The organism is Pseudomonas sp. Irchel 3A7, from assembly GCF_900187565.1.
Taxonomy (GTDB): Bacteria; Pseudomonadota; Gammaproteobacteria; order Pseudomonadales; family Pseudomonadaceae; genus Aquipseudomonas.
On the sequence record NZ_FYED01000003.1, the window covers coordinates 291,489 to 313,446 of the forward strand.

Genomic DNA, 21,958 nt, shown 5'->3' on the forward strand with positions numbered 1-21,958 from the left:
TGCACATCGACCCTTAACCTTTGATCCTGTCGCAGCCCGTCCCCTGGCTGCCACGCGACTCCCCGGGAGGGTTGAACATGTCAAAGCAGATCCCCGTCAGTCATATGGCCTTTGTCCGGGCGCGCGCCGGACGTTCGCAAGAGCTGGGTGTGCGCCTCAGTGCACTGATCGAACCATCCCGCGCAGCGCCAGGTTGCCTGAACTTTGCCTTGCAGCATTCGCAATGCGACCCCGAGTTGTGGCTGGTGTCCGGTTTCTGGGTCAATCAACAGGCGATGACAGCCTACTTCAGTACCCCGGCCATGGAGGTTTTTGCCGAGCTGGTGCAGGAACTGGTGGTCAACAGCCTGGATTTTCACACCTTCAAGGATGTGTCGGCGGCGCAAGCCCTGGGTCAGTCCGGGGCGGCGGTACACAAACTGGCCGGTTGAGGGTTTAATGGCAGCATTCTCAACTAGCCAGGATGCGCGACATGGCACGCAAAGCCTTTGAAACCTTCGAAGCAGTATCGGCCGTAGTCCCCCGTGAAGGCGGGTATTACGCGGCAATCGCCACCAAAGCCATCGGTGGTGCGGGAGCGCCTCGCTTCAACAAGCTGCTGGAAGAGCAGACCTTCAAGACCGCTAAAGAAGCGGATGAAGCCGCCGCCTTGCAATTGACCCACCTCAAAGGTGTCGGCGAAGACGGCGAGTTGATCTGGTAACTATTTCACCGCCCCCGGGCGGTACATCTTGAACAACGCCTCAGGCCCCAGCTGGAAATAATCCGCCGGCCCGCCGCCGCGCAGAATCGGTTCTGCCGCGGCGGTGTCGTACACCCCATCCTTCAATAGCCACTTGGCGATATGCACGGCGACCACTTCGCCGAGAATCAGCCAGCTTGGCACCACATTCCCGTCCGCGCGCTGCAACTGAATGATCTGCGTGACCTTGCACTCGAAGGACACCGGGCTTTCGGCGACCCGTGGTACCGCAATGATGTTCGAGGCGACGGTACTCAGCCCGGCCAATTCGAATTCATTGACCTGCGGGCCTACGTTGGCGCAGCTCTGGTTCATTTGTTCGGCCAGTGGGCGGGTGGCCAGGTTCCAGGCGAACTCGCCGGTCTGTTCGATGTTGTTCAGGCTGTCTTTGCGCCCGATGCTGCAAAATCCAATGATCGGCGGAATGTAGTTGAAGGCGTTGAAGAAGCTGTAAGGCGCCAGGTTTAAATGGCCGTTGGCATCCTGTGAAGAAATCCAGCCAATGGGGCGCGGGCCGACGATCGCGTTGAACGGATCGTGGGGAAGGCCGTGGCCGTTGGCGGGTTCGTAGTAGTGGATGTCATCGGGCATGGACCAGTGTTCCTGAAGGCTTCAATCGGAGGAGAGCCATAGTGCAAGGACAAGCTACTGATTTCCAGCCAGATGAGATCCCTGTGGGAGCGAGCCTGCTCGCGAATGCGATTGCACATCCAACAACAATGTGGCCCGTTACACCGCTTTCGAAGGCTCGCTCCCACAGGGTGCGTGACCAACAGGATATTTGCAGTGCTCCAGAAATGACTAAGCCCGGCAAAGCCGGGCTTTAGTGCCGCCATGGCGGATCAGCTGATGGAAGCCGAACCCGTGCGGTCATAACCGTCAGCAGCGAACGTCGCCGAACCAGTACGGTCGTAGCCATCTTCAGCGACAGTGGCGGAGCCGGTGCGATCGTAGCCATCAGCGGCGACAGTGGCGGAGCCGGTGCGGTCATAGCCGTCTGCTGCGACAGCGGAGCCTGTGCGGTCGTAACCGTCGGCGGCGAAGGTGTTGGCAGCCAGTACGGACAGGGCCAGGGCGAGGAACAGTTTGGTTTTCATCTTCATTTCTCCAGGTTCTTTGGCGTTTTGTGTCTTGGGCATGGGTTTCATGCTACGCCAATTAAACTGATTAAAAAGCGCAAAATAATGCTAAAAACAATCGATTAAGTAGATGTTAAGCGCGTCAGCCATTTTCGCGTTCAGCGCTCAGCGATCGCATCGCAGTTAATCGTTTTGGCAGGATCAGAATGGGGGACGCGCATTAACTCGTGATTAATCCGCCATTCACGGGGATGAAGGATTTTTCATACGCAAACAAAAAAGGGGCAGACCCCGACGGACTGCCCCTTTTGGTGTAACTCGGTCGGATTTAGTCGGTGACGATCCGCGAGTGCTTACGGGTGTCTTTCATGGTGATGTACACCAGCAACGACACAGCGATACACGCGGTGACATACCAGTAGTAACCGGTTTCCATGCCGATGCTCTTGAACCACAGCGCGATGTATTCAGCGGTGCCGCCGAAGATCGACACAGTCAGTGCGTACGGCAGGCCAACGCCCAGGGCGCGGATTTCGGTCGGGAACAGTTCGGCTTTGACCACCGCGTTGATCGAGGTGTAGCCGCTGACGATGATCAGCGCCGCCATGATCAGGAAGAACGCGCCCCACCAGGTCGTGATGGTGTGCAGGGTGGTGAGGATCGGCACGGTGAAAATCGTGCCCAGTACGCCGAAGGCGATCAGGATCGGTCGGCGACCGATCTTGTCCGACAGGCCGCCGATGATCGGTTGCAGGCACATGAACAGGAACAGTGTGGCGGCGGAAATGGTGGTGGAGTCGGAGATGCTCATGCCGACGGTGTTCACCAGGTATTTCTGCATGTAGGTGGTGTAGGTGTAGAACGCCAGCGTACCACCCATGGTCAGGCCGACCACGGTCAGCAGTTCCTTGGGATGACGCATCAAGGTGCGCATGGCGCTTTCCTTGGCCTTTTCCTTCTTGGTGAACGACTCGGTTTCTTCCATGCCGCGACGCAAGTACAGCGCGACCACGGCACACAGCGCGCCGATGGCGAACGGAATGCGCCAGCCCCAGGCGTACAGCTCTTCGGTGGTCAGTACGTTTTGCAGGACGATCAGGACACCCAGCGCGATGAGCTGGCCGGAGATCAGGGTCACGTACTGGAAGCTGGAGAAGAAGCCGCGACGTTCCTTGGTCGCCATCTCACTGAGGTAAGTGGCGGAGGTGCCGTATTCGCCACCGACCGACAGGCCCTGCAGCAAACGGGCGAACACCAGCAGGATCGGCGCACCGATGCCGATGGTTTCGTAGCTCGGGCTGAGGGCGATCAGCAGGGAGCCGAAGCACATCAGGTACACCGAGGCCATCAGGGCCTTTTTGCGCCCGACCTTGTCGGCGTACAGGCCCATCAGCCAGCCGCCGATCGGGCGCATCAGGAAGCCCACGGCGAAGATCGCTGCGGTGTTCAGCAGTTGGGCGGTTGTGTCGCCCTTGGGGAAGAAGGTCTTGGCGAAGTACAGGGAGAAGGCGGCATAGACGTACCAGTCATACCATTCGACCATGTTGCCTACGGAGCCGCTGAAGATCGATTTGATGCGGCTGGAGGTGGTTCTTGGTTTGGCTGTCGCGGCAGCCGACCCAAGGGGCAGGGTATTTGAGTTATCCATTGAAGGATCCTTCGTTTAATTGTTTTTGTGGAGCGCGATTAAACGCGGCCTGCGGGGGCTATAGCAGGAGCTGTGCCAAGAGGGAGAGGGCCGGTCTAGAGGGGTTTTCAGATTGTGATGAGCGGAAATCCGCTTATAGGAACTTCGTTGCGAGCGGAAAATCGCTCATTCGGTTCGGCAGTATTGCTGTATGTGCCGGCCTCTTCGCGAGCAGGCTCGCTCCCACAATGGTGCGATGTACTCCGGGCTACTGTGGGAGCGAGCCTGCTCGCGAAGAGGCCAGACCAAACACTAGGAAATCAGGCTTCGGGAAGGAACATTTCGCGACTCAACCCATGCCGCTGCATTTTTTCATTGAAGGTGCGACGCGGCAGTTGCAGTTCTTCCAGCACGGCTTTCACATCACCCTTGTGCCGGGTCAGCGCCGCACGCAGGCACTGTGCTTCAAAGGCTTCCTGCTGCGCCGCCAGAGATTGTCCGGGTTCGATGCCCGCGGGCACAGGCTCGCCAAGCCCCAGCACCTGACGCTCGGCCACGTTTGCCAGTTCGCGCACGTTGCCCGGCCAGTCGTGGCTCAGCAGATGGCTCAACTGCGGCCCGCTCAATGGCGAAAATGAACGACCCAGGCGCTCGGCGGCATGGCGGGCGAAGGATTCGTACAACAATGGAATGTCTTCGCGGCGGTCGCGCAGCGGTGGCAGACGCAATTCGGCGACATTCAATCGGTAGGCCAGATCCTCGCGAAAACGTCCGGCCCGTGCTTCGTCGAGCAGGTCCGGTTTGGTCGCGGCGATGATGCGCAAATCCACGCGAATGCTCTGGTTCGACCCCAGGCGTTCGAGCTTCTGCTCCTGCAGCACCCGCAGCAATTTCACCTGTTGCGCCAAGGGCATGCTTTCGATTTCATCGAGAAACAACGTGCCGCCATCGGCGTATTCGAGTTTGCCGATGCGCTTGCCTTGGGCGCCGGTGAAGGCGCCGCTTTCGTGGCCGAACAGCTCGGCTTCGAACAATTGCTCGGGGATGGCCGCGCAGTTCAATGCAACAAAAGGTTTGTCGGCACGCGGTCCGAAGTCGTGCAGGCAACGGGCAACCAGCTCCTTGCCGCTGCCGGTTTCGCCACGGATCAGCACGTTGACCGGCAGCGCCGCCAGGTCCAGCACTTGCCCGCGCAAAACCTGCAAGCCTCGGGATACACCGAGCAGCGTAGCATCGAGCTTGGCGCGGTTGTCTGCCTGTTCGTGCAGGGCGCGGTTTTCCAGGACCAGTCGGCGCTTGTCCAGAGCCCGGCGCAGGCTGCCGAGCAGGGTTTCGGGGCTGAAGGGTTTTTCCAGAAAGTCGTAGGCGCCATCGCGCATCGCATCGACAGCCATGGGGACGTCGCCGTGGCCTGTCAGCAGGATCACCGGCAGGTCGGCATCACGGCGCTGGACCTCGGCCAACAGTTCCAGGCCGGTCATGCCGGGCATGCGCACATCGCTGAGAATCACCCCGGCAAAATGCTTCGGTAACTGCGCCAGGCACTCGTCGGCACGGCTGAACAACTGCACTTCGAATCCCGACAGGCTCAGCCATTGTTCGACGGCGCTGCGGATGCTGCTTTCGTCGTCCACGACCATCACTGAGTTGAGCATGAGCCATGGGCCTCCAGATCGATGGGTAGGGTCAGGGTGAAGACCGCGCCATTGGCGTGATTTTCGGCCGTCAGGGAACCGCCCGATTCGTGAACGATAGCGAAAGAAACCGCCAGGCCGATACCCAGGCCATCGCCCACCGGTTTGGTGGTGAAAAATGGATCAAACACCTTGGACAGGTTTTCTGGCGCGATGCCGCTGCCGTTGTCGATAACGCTCAAGTGCCACACTTGTTCTTCGGCTTCGAGGCGGATTTCCAGGCGCTTGCAGGGTTTGTCCTGCATCGCATCCAGCGCATTGCGCAGCAGGTTGATCAGCACCTGCTCCAGGCGAATCGCGTCGCCGCGGACCCAGGCCGGGCGTGCCAGGTGCAGCACTGTGCTGACTTGCTCGTCGCGTAACCGGGTGTCGAGCAGATGCAGCGACTGGTCGACCACCGCCGCCAGGTCCAGGCGTTCGCGCAAGCCACTGGGGCTTTTGCGGGCAAAGGTTTTCAGGTGACCGGTGAGGGCTGCCATGCGCGTCAGCATCTCGTCTACCGGCTTGAGTGCCTTGTACGCTTCGTCGACCCGTCCGTGATCAAGCAGCAGCCTCAGCGTCGCAAGTTGCATGCGCTGGGCCGTCAGCGGTTGATTGATCTCGTGGGCCAGGGCGGCCGACATCTGCCCGAGAGCGGCGAGTTTGGCCGATTGCACCAGGCCGTCCTGGGCGGTGCGCAGGTCGCGGGTACGTTCTTCCACCAGTTGTTCGAGCTCCTCGCGACTGCGCTGACGCAGTTTGGCCAAACGCCAGCGCTGATTGAGAAACAGCAGCAGGAACACCAGGGTCAGCCACAATCCGGCCGCAGCGAGTGCGGCGTTGCGGCTGTCTTCGAAGGCAACCTGGGGACGGCGCAGCAAGTGCAGGGTCCAGCCCTCGGCGGCGAGCGGCAAGGATTCCCACAGGTAGTCGGCATCACTGTCCGGACCCTTCACCCGTACCAGTTCACTGTTGTCGTCGAAGCGGCGCAACGATTGGTATTCAAGCGGCGTCAATGGCTGCTTGTTGTATTGGCGGGTGGCCTTGAGTTCGGCGTGATCGCTGTCGCTCAGCGGTTTCAAGTGCCGGTAGCGCCAGCCTGGCTGATTGGCGATGAAGATGATCCCGCGGGCGTCGCTGACCAGCAGCGTGTCGTTACCCTGGCGCCATTCGCGCTCCAGCTCGGGAAACTCGAGTTTGACCACCATGGCGCCGAGAAACTGCCCGTCGTCGTTGGTCACGGCGCTGGACAGGAAGTACCCCGGAATACCGCTGGTCACCCCCACCGCATAAAAGCGTCCGGTGCCCTGGGTACGGGTCTGGTTGAAGTAGGGACGAAACCCGTAGTTGTGGCCGACGTAACTGCTGGGCAAGCGCCAGTTGCTCGCCGCCACGGCCAGACCGGTGCGATCGAGTAATTCCAGGGTCGAGGAATCGGCGGCACCGTTGATTTTTTCCAGTTTGCGGTTCAGCACGTCCTGTTGCTCGGGGCTGACCGGTCCTTTGAGCGCGTCGCGCAATTGCGGGTCCAGCGCCAGTACCGAGGGAAGGGCGCGGTAGCGTTCGATCAAGGTATGCAGCGAGGTGGCGTAAAGCGCCAGTTGCTGATTGGCACGGGCCGCGTCTTCGACCAGGGATTGGCGCACGGTGTGGCGCATGGCCAGGGTGGCGACAATGGCGGCACCGGCGATGATCACCAAGGTATAGAGCGTCAAGCGCAGGGGGCGGGATGACAAGAACATGCTGGGCATTACACATGGGGTACGGAGGGGGCGCACCATAACATGAGCGACTTCTCCTTGTGGGAGCGAGCCTGCTCGCGAAGGTCATCAACGATAATGCGTTCGTCCTGCTGAACGCGTTGTCCTCAGGTTTTTCGCGAGCAGGCTCGCTCCCACAAAAGCCGGTGATGGGCCAATAAAAAAGGCGACAGGGATAGCCCTGTCGCCTTTTTCGGGTCAGTCCAAGTGCTTACTGCACTTCAACCGCCAGGCTTTCACTGATCTTTTGCTGCCAGATGGCAGGACCGGTGATGTGTACCGACTCGCCTTTGCTGTCGACTGCAACAGTGACAGGCATGTCTTTGACGTCGAACTCGTAGATCGCTTCCATCCCCAGTTCGGCGAACGCCACCACGCGGGATTTCTTGATCGCTTGCGCCACCAGGTAAGCCGCGCCGCCCACTGCCATCAGGTAAACGGCTTTGTGGTCCTTGATCGCGTCGATGGCGGTCGGACCGCGCTCGGATTTGCCGATCATGCCCAGCAGGCCGGTTTGCTCGAGGATCTGACGGGTGAACTTGTCCATTCGCGTCGCGGTGGTCGGACCGGCAGGGCCCACCACTTCTTCGCGCACCGGATCGACCGGGCCGACGTAATAGATGAAGCGACCTTTGAGGTCCACCGGCAGGGTTTCGCCCTTGTTCAGCATCTCGACCATGCGCTTGTGTGCGGCGTCGCGACCGGTGAGCATTTTGCCGTTGAGCAGGACGGTTTCGCCCGGCTTCCAGCTCTGCACTTCTTCCGGGGTCAGGGTGTCGAGGTTAACGCGGCGGGCCGACGGACCGGCTTCCCAGACGATTTCCGGGTAGGCGTCCAAAGGTGGCGCTTCCAGCGATGCCGGACCGGAGCCGTCGAGCACGAAGTGCGCGTGACGGGTAGCGGCGCAGTTCGGGATCATGCACACCGGCAACGAAGCGGCGTGGGTCGGGTAGTCCATGATCTTCACGTCGAGCACGGTGGTCAGGCCGCCCAGGCCCTGGGCGCCGATGCCCAGCTGGTTGACCTTCTCGAACAGCTCCAGACGCATTTCTTCGATACGGTTTTGCGGGCCGCGGGCCTTCAGCTCATGGATGTCGATGGATTCCATCAACACTTCCTTGGCCATCACCGCGGCTTTCTCGGCGGTGCCGCCGATGCCGATGCCGAGCATGCCCGGTGGGCACCAGCCGGCACCCATGGTCGGAACGGTCTTCAGAACCCAGTCGACGATCGAGTCGGACGGGTTGAGCATGGCCATTTTCGACTTGTTCTCGGAACCGCCGCCCTTGGCCGCCACGTCCACTTCCACGGTGTTACCCGGAACGATGGAGTAGTGGATAACGGCCGGGGTGTTGTCCTTGGTGTTCTTGCGAGCGCCCGCCGGGTCGGCGAGGATCGAAGCGCGCAGGACGTTTTCCGGCAGGTTGTAGGCGCGACGCACGCCTTCGTTGATCATGTCGTCCAGGCTCATGGTCGCGCCGTCCCAACGCACGTCCATGCCCACGCGGACAAACACGGTCACGATGCCGGTGTCCTGGCAGATCGGACGGTGGCCGGTGGCGCACATGCGCGAGTTGATCAGGATCTGCGCCATGGAATCACGGGCTGCCGGCGATTCTTCGCGCAGGTAGGCCTCGTGCATCGCCTGGATGAAATCCACGGGGTGGTAATAGGAAATGAACTGCAGGGCGTCGGCAACGCTCTGTATCAGGTCGTCTTGCTTGATCACGGTCATGAGTCGCGCTCCTCTAAAAGACGGGAACATTCAATAGTTCGAGGGGCAGCTTCAAGCTGTAAGCTTCAAGCGGCAAGCTGAAAGCAGTACGCGTACTGCTCTGAACTTGCCGCTTGAAGCTTGAGACTTGAAGCTGACCTCAAGGTCCCAAGGCCCGCCGGGCATGCTGGCGCGACGCTAAAAAGGCGCGGCAGTATAGCGCGCCTCGCTCAAGGGCACACCCGCCGATAGTCCAATCCTGTGGCGAGGGGATTTATCCCCGTTGGGTGGCGAAGCCGCCCCGAAAACTGCACCTCGGTCCATCAGGCATAACGTGTGCATCGGATTTACGACTGCTTCGCACTCGAACGGGGATGAATCCCCTCGCCACAGGTAACGCACTCGGCGCAGATGTATCAGAACCTCAAGTAGGATCTCGCCGGAAAATCGATGGTCATTTATCGGCCACGCCACTAAAGTGACATCCAGTCTGTAGAGTAGGACGCTCTGTCAGTCTTCTTTCATTCGGTGAGTCAACGATTGACCCATAACGCCATCCAGCGATTGCTAATCAAACGTTTTGCCCTCGCGGCCGGCACCTACGCCCTGGCATTGCTGTTGGTGTGGCTGGCGTTTTTTTCCGGTCACTACCAGGACTCACTGACGGGTATGGCCCTGGGCAGCGCGCTGGTGGTGATCAGCCAGGCGGCCTTGTTCGCGGTGTTCTACTCCGGTTGCAATCTGCGTTTCGCCGACCCCAGCCTGACTGAAGCCCAAGTGTTACTGGGGCTGGGTTGGCAAACCTGGCTGATCGCCCATCTGGACGATGCGCGCGGGGCGTTCCTGGTTTTTTACGTATTGATTCTGCTGTTCGGGCTGTTCCATCTGTCCCGTCGCTCATTCCTGCGCTGCGCCTTGCTGGTGTTCTTCAGTTTCAGCGCGATCACGCTATGGGAGGGCTACCACTTCCAGCTGCCCGACCCGGCCCTGGCGGCGTTGCAGGTGTGTGTGCTGCTGATCGTACTGGTCTGGCTGGTGCTCTATGCCGGCTATGTCCAGGCCTCGCGCCACCGCATGCGTCAGCGGCGTTTTGCCTTGCAGGCGCACCAGGACACGTTGCGCGGAATGATGCGCCAGCTCGAAGACCTCGTCGCCACCGACGAACTGACCGGCTTGTTCAACCGCCGGCATTTCCTGCGCCTGGCCTCCCGCGAACTCAATGCCATGGAAGTCGGCGTCGTGCATGGCCTGGCGCTGATCGACCTCGACCATTTCAAACGCATCAACGATCTGCACGGTCATGCCGCTGGCGATCAGGTGCTGCAAGCCTTTGCCGGCGTGGCCACCGCATGCCTGCGCGACGGTGACGTCCTGGCCCGTTACGGCGGCGAAGAGTTCGTGGTGTTGCTGCCCGATTGCGATGCCGACAGTTTGACGTTGTGTTGCGAACGGCTGCGCATCGCGTTCACCGATGTCGAATTGATCGGGCTCAACGTGCGCAATCTCAGCCTGTCCGCCGGCATGACCCTGCTCGAGCAAGGGGATGATCTCGACGATGCCTTGCAGCAGGCCGATCAGGCGCTGTATCGCGCCAAGCGTGACGGGCGCAACCGTTGCGCGGCAGCGTGGGAAAACGTCGATGCCTGAGTTGCGCGTCGGCGACCGCCAGTGGTCGGTGGCGGCGGGCAGCAATCTGCTCGATGCCCTGAATCAGAACGGCGTGGCAGTGCCTTATAGCTGTCGCGCCGGCAGTTGCCATGCGTGCCTGGTGCAGTGTGTGCAAGGACTGCCGAGCGACAGCCGCCCGGATGCCTTGAGTGCGCAGCAGCGTCAGCAAGGCTGGCGCCTGGCGTGCCAGTGTCAGGTGGTCGAGGACTTGCAGGTGCACACCTTCGACCCGCAACAGGACGGCCGCCCGGCCGAGGTGGCGGCCGTCGATTGGTTGAGCGATAGCGTGTTGCGCTTGCGCCTGACCCCGCAGCGGCCGTTGCGATACAGCGCCGGCCAGCATCTGGTGTTGTGGACGGGCAACGTTGCGCGGCCGTATTCCCTCGCCAGCCTGCCGGAAGACGACCGCTTCCTGGAGTTTCATCTCGATTGTCGCCTGCCAGGGGAATTCAGCGACGCGGCGCGTCAGCTAAAGATCGGCGATCCGATCCGCCTGGGCGAGTTGCGCGGCGGGGCCTTGCACTACGACCCTGACTGGCACGACCGACCTCTGTGGCTGATGGCCGCCGGCACCGGGTTGGGGCCGTTGTTTGGCGTGCTGCGTGAAGCGATGCGCCAGGATCACCAAGGCGCGATCCGTGTCATTCACCTGGCCCATGATGCGAGTGAGCATTATCTGGCCAAGCCACTGCTGGCCATGGCGGCCAGCCGTCCGAACCTGAGTATCGAGCTGTGGACTGCGGCCGAGTTGCCAGCGGCTTTGGCGCAACTGCGGCTTGTTTCCCGGCAAACCCTGGCCTTACTCTGCGGAGCCCCCGACAGCGTCGACGCCTTTGCCCGGCGCCTGTATCTGGCGGGACTGCCGCGCAATCAACTGCTGGCCGATGTGTTCCTGCCCCGTGGTTGAGCGCTGATTTCTGTGGCGAGCGAGCTTGCTCGCGCTGGGCTGCGCAGCGGCCCCAAAAATCTGTGAGCGCTGCGCACTCAAACGCGAGCAAGCTCGCTCGCCACAGTCGATCCTCTCAATCGGGACACGCCATGACCGAAGCCATTTTGCTGCAACGCGAACGCGGCCTGCTGACGCTGCGCCTCAATCGCCCCGAGAAGAAAAACGCCCTGACCCGCGCCATGTACAGTCATTTGGCCGAAGCGCTGAAGCAGGCCGATAGCGACCCTGAAATCAACGCGGTACTGATCACCGGCTCCAGCGAGTGCTTCACCGCCGGTAACGACATCGCCGACTTCATCCAGCAACCCCCTGGCAATCTCGACAGCCCCGTATTCCAGTTCATGCTCAACCTGCTCGAGTGCCGCAAACCGGTGATCGCCGCCGTGGCGGGCGCTGCCGTGGGTATTGGCACGACGCTGTTGCTGCACTGTGATCTGGTATACGTCAGTCGCGACGCACGCTTGCGCATGCCATTCGTCAACCTTGGCCTGTGCCCCGAGTTCGGCTCCAGCCTGATCCTGCCGCGACTGCTCGGGCAGGCCAAAGCGGCAGAACTGTTACTGCTCGGTGAAGGATTCAACGGTGAGCAAGCGGCCGCATGGGGCATTGCGTCCGAAGCCTTGGGCAGTGGCAAAGAAGCTTTGGCCAGGGCGCGGGAAATGGCGTTGCGCTTCGAGTCCTTGCCACCGGAGGCGGTTCGTATCAGCAAGCAATTGATGAAAGCCCCGGATCGAGAGCTGTTGCGCAAGGTAATTGAAGAGGAGGGGGCGTTGTTCACCCAGCGGTTGCGCTCACCGGAGGCGATGGCGGCGTTGGTGGGGTTTATCAACCGGCATTAAGCATTGTGGTGACTGGGCTGGCCTCTTCCCGAGCAGGCTCGCTCCCACAATGGTACGGCGTACTCCGATTTAATGTGGGAGCGAGCCTGCTCGCGAAGGCGTCAGACCAGGCAACACATCTTCAGGATCAGAAACCAAAAAGCCCCGCCATTCACATGGCAGGGCTTTTGTCTTTCAGCAACCGGTCACTCAGACCATCGGGTCGCCAACGTGCAGGATTTTCATGCCGTTGGTGCCGCCGGTTGTGTGGTAGCTGTCGCCCTTGGTCAGGATGACCCAGTCGCCTTTCTCCACCACGCCGCGCTTGACCAGCTCGTCGATGGCTTTCTGGCTGACTTCGTTAGGCGCCAGGGAGGCCGGGTCGAACGGAACGGTGTACACGCCACGGAACATCGCCGCGCGGGCCTGGGCTTCGCGGTGTGGAGTGAATGCGTAGATCGGCACCGAGGAGCGGATGCGCGACATGATCAGCGGGGTGTAGCCGCTTTCGGTCAACGCGATGATCGCCTTCACACCCGGGAAGTGGTTGGCCGTGTACATGGTGGCCAGGGCGATGCTCTCGTCGCAGCGCTGGAATTCCTTCCCGATACGGTGGCTGGAGGTCTTGCTGGTCGGGTGCTTTTCAGCGCCGACGCAGATACGCGCCATTGCTTGCACGGCTTCGAGCGGGTACAGACCGGCAGCACTTTCGGCCGAAAGCATCACGGCGTCGGTGTAGTCGAGCACGGCGTTGGCTACGTCGGACACTTCGGCGCGGGTCGGCATCGGGTTCTGGATCATCGACTCCATCATCTGGGTCGCGACGATTACAGCCTTGTTGTGGCGGCGTGCGTGCAGAATGATTTTCTTCTGGATGCCCACCAGTTCGGCGTCGCCGATTTCCACGCCCAGGTCACCACGGGCCACCATCACGGCGTCGGACGCGTTGATCAGGCCATCGAGGGTTTCGTCGTCGGCCACGGCTTCGGCGCGTTCGATCTTCGCCACCAGCCAGGCAGTACCGCCGGCTTCGTCGCGCAGTTTACGGGCGTATTCCATGTCGGCGGCGTCACGCGGGAAGGACACGGCGAGGTAGTCGACCTGCATTTCCGCGGCGAGCTTGATGTCGGCCTTGTCTTTCTCGGTCAGGGCCGGTGCGGTCAGGCCACCACCGCGACGGTTGATGCCTTTGTGGTCCGACAGCGGACCGCCGATGGTCACGGTGCAGTTCAGTTCGGTGGCGGTAGCGGTGTCGACGCGCATCACCACGCGACCGTCGTCGAGCAGCAGCTCGTCGCCCACGCCGCAGTCCTTGACCAGGTCCGGGTAGTCGATGCCGACCACTTGCTGGTTGCCTTCGGTCAGCGGATGGCTGGTGGAGAAGGTGAATTGATCACCGATCTTCAGCTCGATGCGCTTGTTGGCGAATTTGGCGATACGGATTTTCGGGCCTTGCAGGTCACCCAGCAGGGCGACGAAGCGGCCGTGCTTGGCGGCCAGGTCACGCACCAGCTGCGCGCGAGCCTTGTGCTCGTCGGGGGTGCCGTGGGAGAAGTTCAGGCGGGCCACGTCCAGGCCAGCCAGAATCAGCTGTTCGAGAACTTCCGGCGAGTTACTGGCCGGGCCAAGGGTAGCGACGATTTTGGTACGACGGACGGACATGCAAAGACTCCTGAGTTCAAGCGCTGAGTGAGGCTACTATGGTCCGAAGTTGTAGTCATTGTTCGTTTGCACTACTTATTGCTTTCTTTATTGAACGCGGCAACTTTGCGCCGAACAGCCTGAAGATTTCCGCCCATGGGTCGATACAGCGGTCAAGACAGGAGATCCCTCATGCGATTCATGCTCATTGCCGCCCTTGCCCTCATCAGTGTCACGGGCTGCACCCGTTTTTCGATGAACCATCATTTGAACCTTGCCTACAGCGCCTATGACCGGGGCAACTGCGAGCAGGTGATGCTCGAATTATCCAAGGTCGAGCGCGCCAGCCGGGCGCGGCCATATGTCTGGCCGGAAGTATCGATGATGCGCGGACAGTGCCTGGAACGGCAGAAAATGTTCATTGATGCCGCCCAGACGTATCAGTTCATCATCGCCTCGTATCCGCAAAGTGAATACGCCTACCGCGCCCGCGCCCGACTGGAGACCCTGCAGAGCCTGGGCCACTACCCGACCCGCAGTGCCGCAGCGGTGCGCCCGACGCAGTTCTGACGCTGGTTGTCATTCAACAGCTGGCCGACCGGCGGCAGTGAGCTATAGTCGAATAATCGGTTTAGAGCCTTGACTCTGAACCGAGGTAACACCTGTGATCGGCAGAAGTAAGCGGCAGCGATTGACGGACTGTCGCACCAGGATCGGGGAGAGCGGGCCGCTTATGCCTGGGTAGCTACCGGCAGGCCTGTTCCGAAGCATTAGTGCGGCCCTGCTTAAGGGCCTTGCGTAGCGAATTCAGCATGTTCACTGACCGCCGGATCGAGCGGCATCAACTGCCGTATTTTCTGAAAGTGTTCAATAGCAACACCGACAAACCCATCGGCTATCTGGGCAATGTCTCCGATGACGGGCTGATGCTTATCAGTCAGTTGCCGATGATGATCGGCGCGGACTTCGACTTGCGCCTGAAGATTCCCGCCAGTGATGGCTGCCAACAGGTCATCGACCTGCGGGCATGCTGTTTGTGGTGCCACGAAGACGCAACCCCTCACCACTATGACGCCGGGTTCAGCCTGCAACGGGCACCGCCGGAGTATGGGCAACTGGTGGAGGCGTTGAAGCAATACTTCAGTTTTCAAACGTTGCCGGCATCGGCATGAAGCTTTAGACGCTTCGTCGGAACGCCGCCCGGAGCCGGCTCGCCCCCACAATTGATCTGCGTGATTCACAAGATCCCCTGTGGGAGCGAGCCTGCTCGCGAAGGCGTCATCGCAGACGATGAGAATCCGAAAGGCAAATCAAACACTGCCGCTACGCTTCCAGCTCAAGTACCGCGTCACCAGTTGCGTACCCAGTTCCCCGGGTCGCGTATCCAGCACCGGAACCCCATGCGCACTTAACCGCTCATGAAGTTCTGCCCGTGCATTCAAGTAACCTACCGTACCGCAATAGGCCAGAGCCTCGGACAAGGTCTGCACCGGCGTTTCACGCAGGTGGTCGAGCACGTCTTCACGCAAACTGGCGACCAGCACCACATGCTGCGTACTCAAGCGTTTGACCGCCGTGAGCAGTTCTTCGTCGTCCTCATCCCGCAGGTTGGTCATCAGTACCACCAGCGCCCGGCGTTTTTGTCGGGCGAGCAGTTGGGTGGTGGCGGCTTGATAGTCGGCGCTGCGCTGGCTGCTGTTCAGGTCGTAGACCGTGTTGAGCAGGACATTGAGTTGCCCGCTGCCTTTGATCGGGGCGAGGTAGCGCGGTTGTTCGCTGGCGAACGTACTCAACCCCACCGCATCGCCCTGGCGCAGCGCCACGTAGCTCAGCAGCAGGCAGGCATTGAGCGCGTGATCGAAATGCGCCAGCTCACCGTCCTGGCTGCGCATGCGGCGACCGCAGTCGAGCATGAAGATGATCTGCTGGTCGCGCTCGTCCTGATATTCCCGGGCAATCGGTGTGCGTTGGCGGGCAGTGGCTTTCCAGTCGATTTGCCGCAGGCTGTCGCCCTCGCGGAACTCGCGCAGTTGATGAAACTCCAGCCCCTGACCGCGGCGTTGGCGCTGGCGTACGCCGAGCTGGCTGAGCCAGTTGTCCACTGCCAGTAGTTGACCGCCATAGAGGCGGGCGAAGTCGGGATAGACACGGGTGTTGTCAGTCAGGCTCAGCACACGCTTGTCGGTCCAGAGACCCAATGGGCCTGGCGGGTGGACTTCGCAGTGTTCGAAACTGAAGTGACCGCGTTTGAGCGGGCGCAGACGATAACTGTTCAGGCTGCGCTGGCCGGGCTGCAATGACACCGATAGAGGCAGGTTTTCAAAGCTCAGGCCGTCCGGCACATGGTCGAAGAGTTGCAGCTCCAGTGGTTGAGCAAAATCATGCTCGAGCTCCAGCCGGACTTCACCCCAGCGCCCCAATGCCAGACTGCCGGGCATGTGCCGTTGCAGGCGGGGGGAGGGCATGCGTTTGAGGCGCACGGCATCCAGTAGCGCCAGGGCCAGCAGGGCTAAAAGCAAACCCCAGTTGATTCGCGACAAGTATGAAGGCAGCGCAAATTCCAGCGCCTGCAAGGCGCCCAGCACGATGCCGATGGCCAGCAGCACGGAGAGCCAGAGTAGCAGCAGGCGGGTGGGCTTCATCGGCGCACACTTTGTTTGGTAGAAACGCTTTTTGTGGCGAGGGAGCTTGTCGAATCGTCGCACCGTCCCGCTCGGCTGCGAAGCAGTCGTAACACAGGCGCATGCGGTTGGTCTGACATAGTGCGTCGTCTGGTTTTGGGGCTGCTTCGCACCCCAGCGGGAGCAAGCTCCCTCGCCACAAAGGGCCGCAGCGTGATTAGAGTCACAGCCGCGGCGCCGGCACTTGATCGAGCAGTTGCCCCAGCACATGATCGACCTCAAGTCCCTCGATGTCCAGCTCCGGCGCGATACGCACACGATGACGCAGCACGGCCAGCGCGCACCCCTTTATGTCATCCGGAATCACGAACCCGCCACCACGCAACAAGGCCCGCGCCCTCGCGCAACGCACCAGCGCAATCGAGGCCCGAGGGCCGGCACCCAGGGTCAGCCCGGGCCAGCTGCGGGTGGTGCGGGCCAGGCGCACGGCATAATCGAGCACCTGATCATCCAGCGGCAGGTCACTGGCAATGCGCTGCAAGGCCAGCACATCCTTGGCCTGCAAAACCGTGCGCAATGGCTGCACGTCGAGCATGTCGGCGCGGGTCGAGCGACTGACCTGGCGCACCATGCTCAATTCCTGCTCGGCGTCGGGGTAATCCATGCGCACCTTGAGCATGAAGCGATCCAGCTCGGCTTCCGGAAGCGGGTAAGTGCCTTCCTGTTCGATGGGGTTTTGCGTGGCCAGCACCATGAACGGTTGCGGGATGGGCAGGGCGCGGCCTTCAAGGGTAACCTGGCGTTCCTGCATGGCTTCGAGCAGTGCAGCCTGGGTTTTCGCCGGGGCGCGGTTGATCTCGTCGGCCAGCAACAGGTGGGTGAACAGCGGACCTTTGCGCAGTTTGAATTGCTCGGTCTGCAAGTCGTACACCGCATGGCCGGTGACATCGCTGGGCATCAAATCCGGAGTGAACTGAATGCGCGCGAACTCACCACCGAAGCATCGCGCCAGCGCCCGTACCAGCAAGGTCTTGCCCAGCCCGGGTACACCTTCGAGCAACACGTGGCCGCCGGCAATCAAGGCTGTGAGTACGTCATCGATCACACTGTCCTGGCCGATTACAGCCTTTTGCAGTTCGCCACGTATGGCTCGTGCCAACTGGCTGGCGCGTTGACGTTGTTGAGCGGCATGACTGGGGGCATCGGGCTCGATCGATTCACTCATAAGGCGTTCCTCAAGGTTTGCAGTTGGGCGACCTGACGGCTGAATTCAACGCTGGTAAACCGCTGTTTCGGGCGTGGACCCATGGCCTGGCTGATAGCGAGTGTGGGTTGGCCGGTCAGGCGTGCAAGCACCAGCCATTGTTCGGTGACACCGAGTTGGTCATAACCGGGGTGACGCCGCCGGACGCGGCGCAGAATGTCTTGCTGCAACCCTTGCAGCAGTTTGTGCTGACCGTTGCGACGCCACATGAAGTCGGCACTGGCACGCAGGTGCTCCTGCAGTTGCCGACGCGCTTTCGAAACGGGTGACTGTATCGGTCCCTGACGCACACCGACATGCCAGACACCCAGGCCGATCAGGGCAATCAAGGCGACCAGCGCCTGGGGGAAATAACGCAGCAACAACGTCCACAGACTGTCGTGTTCGGTGTCGTACAGCAGGGTCACGCGGGTGTCCGCGGTCAGATACCAGAGCAACCAGGCGTTGTCGTACTGCTCGATGGCCGGGGTTTTCCACAGGTCGGCGTCGGTCACCACGATGATTGAACCGAGCCCATGGCTGAGTTGCATCATGTGCGTGGCCTTGCCGCTGTTGGCCCAGGCCTGGGCGAGATTTTTCGGGTCTTCGAGATGGAATGCGGTGTCAAAGGTCGCATAGGCCGGCGCGTCCTCGTTTTCCAGATACAGTTTGGTCAGTTTCGGGTAGGGGTCATCGCCGCTGCCGTTTTGATTGTCGGGTGGCGGGTCCTTGAGGTCTTTGCTCAAGGATTGGCGCAGTTGCACCCGGTCGAGCAACCGGTCGTTACTCTGCCCGGTCTTTTCATCCCACAACGACTGGGCGACGAACAACAGTCGTCCACCGGCCCTGGCCCAGTTCATCACTTGATCTATTTGCCGGGGCGTCATGTTGTAGCGGTCCCCCAGCAACAACAGGCTGTGCTGATGCGGTTCCAGGCTGGGCAAGATGTCGAGACTATTGGCGTGGCTGACGGTCAGGCCCTGTTTGCGCAGGAAGTGTTCAGCGGCCAGGTAGGGGTTGGCCTGGGCTTCCGGCGAGGGGCCATGGTCGATTTCAGCCGGGTAGGGCATGGCCTTGAGATACAGCCAGGCACTGAGTGCCGCCAGCAGCACGGCAATCAAGGCGCTGAGGATCAACGGCCAGGCGCGCCGGCTCAACGGCCTGCTCCCGGGCCGAACAAGGCACGCCAGCCATCACACAGTTCCCGCTGTGAATGCGTGGGGGGCAGGCGATGCCCGTAGGCCATGTTCTGCCAGTGTCGGGTCAGGTTCTGGCTGAACGCCAGCAAGGCCGGTTGTTGCAATTGCTCGACGCGCTCCAGCACCTGGCCTTCGGTGTCGGCGGCTTTCAGCGCGATGCCGAAGTCGTGCAGCAAATGGCTGAGCAAGGCGCGATAGAGCATTCCGAGCGCTTCCCGAGGGTGGCTTTGCCAGAGACTTTCGGCACTGGCGGCGATATCGGCGGGCAAGGTTTCGCGGTCAAGGTCCAGGCCGAACGCCTGCTGCGGCATTGGTCGCGCGATTTTTTTGCCACGGTTTGGGCGACGACTGACGAAAGCCTGTAACCAGTCGCGGTAACGCCAGATCAACAGGCCGACGGCGGCGATCACGGTCCCCCACAGCAAAGCCTCGATCAGCGTGGCCACGGCACCGAAGCGCTGGCTGTCAAACAGCTCGAACAGCGACTTGAGCCATTGCGGGATTTTGCGGTCGTCCGGGGTCTCGGTAGCGGTGTTGTCATCGCCGAATCGGTAGCGCGTGATCGTTTCCTTGTTCTTGAACGGGGGCTGATCGAGGATCACCTTGATGCTGTCCCGGGACGCCTGGCTGGTCAGTGGCTGTTCCAGCAGGCGCGGGCTGTCGGGTGTCACGATTGGCCCTGCAGCCCAGACGCTTTGCCCGGTGGGCATCAGCAAAATCACCGCCAGCAGCAATGCGACAGCTGAGTGGCTCAAGCGTTGGCGCAACCGCCGGAACACCAGTTCGATGTCCCAGGCTTCCAGCACGGTGCGCCGGTTCAGATAAAGGCTGAAGCCGCAGGCCACGTAGATCGGTTCCCAAATTACCAGCACCAGGACGTAAAACGCGTTGGTCAAGTGCTCCAGCCAGCGCCAGTCCTGCGTGGCGGCGGTTATCAGCGACTGCCAGCTCCAATCGAGGGCTACGTGTTGCGGCAGGAGCAAATAGAACAGCAGCATCAGACCGATCCACAGCGCGGTTTCCAGGTGCACGCCAATCAACGTCAGCCATCGCGCCGCGCTGGCGTCGCGTTGCAACAACACCTGCAGACGCTGCTGTCGTGCCTCACCCGCCAGCCCTTCGAGCTGCACCACTGGCAGCAGAAAGCTGCGACTCAGGCTCAGCCGGCGCCAGGTCAGACTGGCCAGCAGTTGTGGCTTGAGCAGTCGTGGCCATTGATAAAGGGCCTGTTTCAGTGTGGGCGTTTCACCGAACAGGGACTTGGACAGGATGTACAGCGGCAGGCGTTCGAAGGCCGGTTTCAGCCACCAGAAAATGAACACGGCCAAGGAGGGCGACTCCCACAGCAGCCAGGTCAGCAGGGCAAAGGCCGGCAAGGTCACCATGGCCCAGCTGGTCATCAGCAGGCGCCGGTGGCGCTGGCTCAACAGCACACCCAGGTCCATGGCTTCCCAGGTGGGGCGTGGGCGGATCACCACACTGGCATCACTCAGGCGCATGGCGGGTCCGTCCGGCAAACAGCAGATAAGCCGTGACCAGCAGCCAGAGCGCTGCCCCGACCAGGTACTTGGTCAGGGGCGTGGGTGCCGTCATCGACGACCAATAGGCTTCGATAAACGCCGCGATCAGCAGAAACAGCATGACCCCACAAATCAGCAGCACACTCTTGCGTGCCGCCAGAAGCAAGGCCTCGGCACGGGCCAGGCGGCCCGGTGCAATCAAGGCCCAGCCCAGTTGCAGGCCGGCGGCTCCGGCCAGGGCAATGGCGCTCAGTTCGAAGGCGCCATGGCCGATCACGAAAGACCAGAAGGTCTCTCCGTAGCCGATCTGCGTCAGATGCCCGGCCACCGCACCGATGATCAAGCCGTTGTAAAACAGGAAAAACGCGCTGCCCAGGCCAAACAGCAAACCGCTGGCGAAGGTCTGAAAGGCGATCCCGATGTTGTGCATGACGTAGTAGCTGAACATCACCCAGTCTTCGCTGGCCGCCCGTTCTGCCGAGCGCCCCAGGTGACCGGCCTCGGGGTCGTACATGCTCTGCATTTCGCTGACCTGCTCGGCCGGAATCAGGTTGTAGACCAGGTCCGGGAACAGATAGACCAGCACCGCGATGCCGATCAGGCTGCCGAAAAACATCAGGCTGGCGGCGAGCACGAAACGCCACTGTTCGCGTACCAGACGGGGGAAGTCCGCGAGGATGAACGCCAGCACATTGGCGCCCAGTCGGCTGCGATGCCGATACAGCTGTTGATGCCCACGCAGGACTTGTTGCTGCAATGAGTCGATGAGAAAACTGCTGTAACCACGTTCCCGAGCCAGCGCCAGGTGTTGGCAGATGCGCCGATAATCGTCGGGAAAACTGTCGACCCCGGTGGCGTTCCTGTCCCGCTCCAGCCGTTCCAGCAGGCCGTCGAATTGCTCCCATTCGGCCATGTGCCGATGTTCAAAAAGACTTTGCTTCATGTCGGCCCCAACAGGCCACGGGCGATGCCGTTCAGTTCGGCAACGGCCTGTGGCGCTGGTACCTGCAACGGCTTGGCAAGGATCGATGCCAGTTCATTGACCCTGGCATCGGACAGTTCCGCCTGGCGTTCGGCGAAACCGAGGATGGCCCGTTGTTCGATCAATGTCAGGGTAAAAGCCGGGCGACGCGGCTGGGCGGGCGGAAGTTGCGGTCGGGTGAGCGGTTGTTCACGGTAGATCACCAGCGTACCGGCGGCGATATCGCCCAGTCGCTTGAAGCTGGGATGTTGCAGGCAACTGATCGCCCCAAGGAAGTAACCGAATGGCAACAGGTCAACAAAGCGCAGCAGGTTGCGCAGCAGTGACGCGGACCAGCCGATGGGGGTGCCATCGTCCTGCACAACACGCAGGCCCATCCATTGCTTGCCCGGTGAGCGGCCCTGATTGAGGACTTCGAACAGCACCATGTACCACCAGCTCACGCCGAAAATCAGCAGCGAACCGAGTCCCGCGCCGAGTTTTCCCAGCATCGACAGGACAATGAACAACAGACCGAGGATCAAGCCGCGCAACACCAGATCGATGGAGAACGCCAGTGCACGAACCATCAACCCGGCCGGGCGCAGTGGCAGATCGATGCCTTCCGGCGTCTCGACCTGGTAACGCGTATCCAGTGGCGGGAACAGCGTCGCTTTCCTTGGCAGTGCCGCGGTCTCGAGCATGGGCAACCTGATGATGTGGCCTGATCGGGATTGTCTCGT

Annotated in this window: 20 protein-coding genes; 7 read left to right on the forward strand and 13 right to left on the reverse strand. The window is 61.2% G+C overall.

The window, feature by feature from the left end:
• The first annotated feature begins 77 nt into the window (after window positions 1–77).
• Window positions 78–431 carry a putative quinol monooxygenase gene (locus CKW21_RS06255; protein WP_095193128.1) on the forward strand — a complete coding sequence of 118 codons (354 nt, stop codon included), beginning with the start codon at window positions 78–80 and terminating at the stop codon, window positions 429–431.
• A 41-nt stretch (window positions 432–472) separates the two neighbouring features.
• Window positions 473–703 (forward strand): hypothetical protein, encoded by a 231-nt coding sequence (locus CKW21_RS06260; protein WP_095193129.1) that lies wholly within the window; start codon window positions 473–475, stop codon window positions 701–703.
• On the opposite strand, the gene CKW21_RS06265 is transcribed toward CKW21_RS06260, so the two are convergent.
• From CKW21_RS06265 to CKW21_RS06290, 6 genes are all read right to left on the reverse strand, one after another.
• Window positions 704–1,333 (reverse strand): flavin reductase family protein, encoded by a 630-nt coding sequence (locus tag CKW21_RS06265; protein ID WP_095193130.1) that lies wholly within the window; start codon window positions 1,331–1,333, stop codon window positions 704–706.
• Between the two features lie 251 nt (window positions 1,334–1,584).
• Window positions 1,585–1,839 carry a hypothetical protein gene (locus tag CKW21_RS06270; protein ID WP_095193131.1) on the reverse strand — a complete coding sequence of 85 codons (255 nt, stop codon included), beginning with the start codon at window positions 1,837–1,839 and terminating at the stop codon, window positions 1,585–1,587.
• A gap of 310 nt (window positions 1,840–2,149) precedes the next feature.
• Window positions 2,150–3,469, reverse strand: coding sequence for an MFS transporter (locus CKW21_RS06275; protein WP_095193132.1), 1,320 nt, complete (start codon window positions 3,467–3,469; stop codon window positions 2,150–2,152).
• 299 nt (window positions 3,470–3,768) lie between these two features.
• A complete protein-coding gene (locus tag CKW21_RS06280; protein WP_095193133.1) occupies window positions 3,769–5,103 on the reverse strand; it encodes a sigma-54 dependent transcriptional regulator in 1,335 nt (444 codons plus the stop codon).
• Window positions 5,088–6,863 (reverse strand): ATP-binding protein, encoded by a 1,776-nt coding sequence (locus tag CKW21_RS06285; protein WP_095193291.1) that lies wholly within the window; start codon window positions 6,861–6,863, stop codon window positions 5,088–5,090. Before CKW21_RS06285 ends, CKW21_RS06280 begins: the two co-directional genes overlap by 16 nt.
• Window positions 6,864–7,092: 229 nt before the next feature.
• Window positions 7,093–8,616: a fumarate hydratase gene (locus CKW21_RS06290; RefSeq protein ID WP_095193134.1), complete on the reverse strand. Its 1,524-nt coding sequence runs from the start codon at window positions 8,614–8,616 to the stop codon at window positions 7,093–7,095.
• 519 nt (window positions 8,617–9,135) lie between these two features.
• Between CKW21_RS06290 and CKW21_RS06295 the strand changes: the two genes are divergently transcribed.
• The 3 genes from CKW21_RS06295 to CKW21_RS06305 all read left to right on the forward strand — a co-directional run bounded on the left by CKW21_RS06295 (window position 9,136) and on the right by CKW21_RS06305 (window position 12,051).
• Window positions 9,136–10,242, forward strand: coding sequence for a diguanylate cyclase (locus CKW21_RS06295; RefSeq protein ID WP_095193135.1), 1,107 nt, complete (start codon window positions 9,136–9,138; stop codon window positions 10,240–10,242).
• Entirely contained in the window at window positions 10,235–11,170 is a 936-nt protein-coding gene (locus tag CKW21_RS06300; protein ID WP_095193136.1) for an iron-sulfur-binding ferredoxin reductase, read from the forward strand. Before CKW21_RS06295 ends, CKW21_RS06300 begins: the two co-directional genes overlap by 8 nt.
• A 131-nt stretch (window positions 11,171–11,301) precedes the next feature.
• Window positions 11,302–12,051: an enoyl-CoA hydratase-related protein gene (locus CKW21_RS06305; RefSeq protein ID WP_095193137.1), complete on the forward strand. Its 750-nt coding sequence runs from the start codon at window positions 11,302–11,304 to the stop codon at window positions 12,049–12,051.
• 189 nt (window positions 12,052–12,240) lie between these two features.
• On the opposite strand, the gene pyk is transcribed toward CKW21_RS06305, so the two are convergent.
• On the reverse strand, window positions 12,241–13,692 hold the full coding sequence (pyk, locus tag CKW21_RS06310; protein WP_095193138.1) for a pyruvate kinase: 1,452 nt from the start codon (window positions 13,690–13,692) through the stop codon (window positions 12,241–12,243).
• A gap of 171 nt (window positions 13,693–13,863) precedes the next feature.
• On the opposite strand from pyk, the gene CKW21_RS06315 reads away from it, so the two are divergent.
• Both CKW21_RS06315 and CKW21_RS06320 read left to right on the forward strand, forming a co-directional pair.
• Window positions 13,864–14,241: a tol-pal system YbgF family protein gene (locus CKW21_RS06315; protein ID WP_095193139.1), complete on the forward strand. Its 378-nt coding sequence runs from the start codon at window positions 13,864–13,866 to the stop codon at window positions 14,239–14,241.
• 242 nt (window positions 14,242–14,483) lie between these two features.
• On the forward strand, window positions 14,484–14,843 hold the full coding sequence (locus CKW21_RS06320; RefSeq protein WP_095193140.1) for a PilZ domain-containing protein: 360 nt from the start codon (window positions 14,484–14,486) through the stop codon (window positions 14,841–14,843).
• 138 nt (window positions 14,844–14,981) lie between these two features.
• Here CKW21_RS06320 and CKW21_RS06325 read toward each other — a convergent pair whose 3' ends face one another.
• From CKW21_RS06325 to CKW21_RS06350, 6 genes are all read right to left on the reverse strand, one after another.
• Window positions 14,982–16,313 carry a DUF58 domain-containing protein gene (locus CKW21_RS06325; protein WP_095193141.1) on the reverse strand — a complete coding sequence of 444 codons (1,332 nt, stop codon included), beginning with the start codon at window positions 16,311–16,313 and terminating at the stop codon, window positions 14,982–14,984.
• A 202-nt stretch (window positions 16,314–16,515) separates the two neighbouring features.
• A complete protein-coding gene (locus CKW21_RS06330) occupies window positions 16,516–17,517 on the reverse strand; it encodes a MoxR family ATPase (protein ID WP_095193142.1) in 1,002 nt (333 codons plus the stop codon).
• A complete protein-coding gene (locus CKW21_RS06335) occupies window positions 17,514–18,692 on the reverse strand; it encodes a DUF4350 domain-containing protein (protein ID WP_095193143.1) in 1,179 nt (392 codons plus the stop codon). Before CKW21_RS06335 ends, CKW21_RS06330 begins: the two co-directional genes overlap by 4 nt.
• Window positions 18,689–20,233 (reverse strand): DUF4129 domain-containing protein, encoded by a 1,545-nt coding sequence (locus CKW21_RS06340; RefSeq protein ID WP_095193144.1) that lies wholly within the window; start codon window positions 20,231–20,233, stop codon window positions 18,689–18,691. The genes CKW21_RS06335 and CKW21_RS06340 overlap by 4 nt, the downstream gene beginning before the upstream one ends.
• Window positions 20,220–21,197, reverse strand: coding sequence for a stage II sporulation protein M (locus tag CKW21_RS06345; RefSeq protein WP_095193145.1), 978 nt, complete (start codon window positions 21,195–21,197; stop codon window positions 20,220–20,222). The genes CKW21_RS06340 and CKW21_RS06345 overlap by 14 nt, the downstream gene beginning before the upstream one ends.
• A complete protein-coding gene (locus CKW21_RS06350) occupies window positions 21,194–21,919 on the reverse strand; it encodes an RDD family protein (RefSeq protein ID WP_095193146.1) in 726 nt (241 codons plus the stop codon). The genes CKW21_RS06345 and CKW21_RS06350 overlap by 4 nt, the downstream gene beginning before the upstream one ends.
• Between the last annotated feature and the right edge of the window lie 39 nt (window positions 21,920–21,958).

Coding starts and splice junctions, on each gene's coding strand:
- CKW21_RS06255 (WP_095193128.1), top strand. CDS start 78: ATGTCAAAGCAGATCCCCGTCAGTCATATGGCCTTTGTCCGGGCGCGC.
- CKW21_RS06260 (WP_095193129.1), top strand. CDS start 473: ATGGCACGCAAAGCCTTTGAAACCTTCGAAGCAGTATCGGCCGTAGTC.
- CKW21_RS06265 (WP_095193130.1), bottom strand. CDS start 1,333: ATGCCCGATGACATCCACTACTACGAACCCGCCAACGGCCACGGCCTT.
- CKW21_RS06270 (WP_095193131.1), bottom strand. CDS start 1,839: ATGAAAACCAAACTGTTCCTCGCCCTGGCCCTGTCCGTACTGGCTGCC.
- CKW21_RS06275 (WP_095193132.1), bottom strand. CDS start 3,469: ATGGATAACTCAAATACCCTGCCCCTTGGGTCGGCTGCCGCGACAGCC.
- CKW21_RS06280 (WP_095193133.1), bottom strand. CDS start 5,103: ATGCTCAACTCAGTGATGGTCGTGGACGACGAAAGCAGCATCCGCAGC.
- CKW21_RS06285 (WP_095193291.1), bottom strand. CDS start 6,863: ATGTTCTTGTCATCCCGCCCCCTGCGCTTGACGCTCTATACCTTGGTG.
- CKW21_RS06290 (WP_095193134.1), bottom strand. CDS start 8,616: ATGACCGTGATCAAGCAAGACGACCTGATACAGAGCGTTGCCGACGCC.
- CKW21_RS06300 (WP_095193136.1), top strand. CDS start 10,235: ATGCCTGAGTTGCGCGTCGGCGACCGCCAGTGGTCGGTGGCGGCGGGC.
- CKW21_RS06305 (WP_095193137.1), top strand. CDS start 11,302: ATGACCGAAGCCATTTTGCTGCAACGCGAACGCGGCCTGCTGACGCTG.
- pyk (WP_095193138.1), bottom strand. CDS start 13,692: ATGTCCGTCCGTCGTACCAAAATCGTCGCTACCCTTGGCCCGGCCAGT.
- CKW21_RS06315 (WP_095193139.1), top strand. CDS start 13,864: ATGCGATTCATGCTCATTGCCGCCCTTGCCCTCATCAGTGTCACGGGC.
- CKW21_RS06320 (WP_095193140.1), top strand. CDS start 14,484: ATGTTCACTGACCGCCGGATCGAGCGGCATCAACTGCCGTATTTTCTG.
- CKW21_RS06325 (WP_095193141.1), bottom strand. CDS start 16,313: ATGAAGCCCACCCGCCTGCTGCTACTCTGGCTCTCCGTGCTGCTGGCC.
- CKW21_RS06330 (WP_095193142.1), bottom strand. CDS start 17,517: ATGAGTGAATCGATCGAGCCCGATGCCCCCAGTCATGCCGCTCAACAA.
- CKW21_RS06340 (WP_095193144.1), bottom strand. CDS start 20,233: ATGCGCCTGAGTGATGCCAGTGTGGTGATCCGCCCACGCCCCACCTGG.
- CKW21_RS06345 (WP_095193145.1), bottom strand. CDS start 21,197: ATGAAGCAAAGTCTTTTTGAACATCGGCACATGGCCGAATGGGAGCAA.
- CKW21_RS06350 (WP_095193146.1), bottom strand. CDS start 21,919: ATGCTCGAGACCGCGGCACTGCCAAGGAAAGCGACGCTGTTCCCGCCA.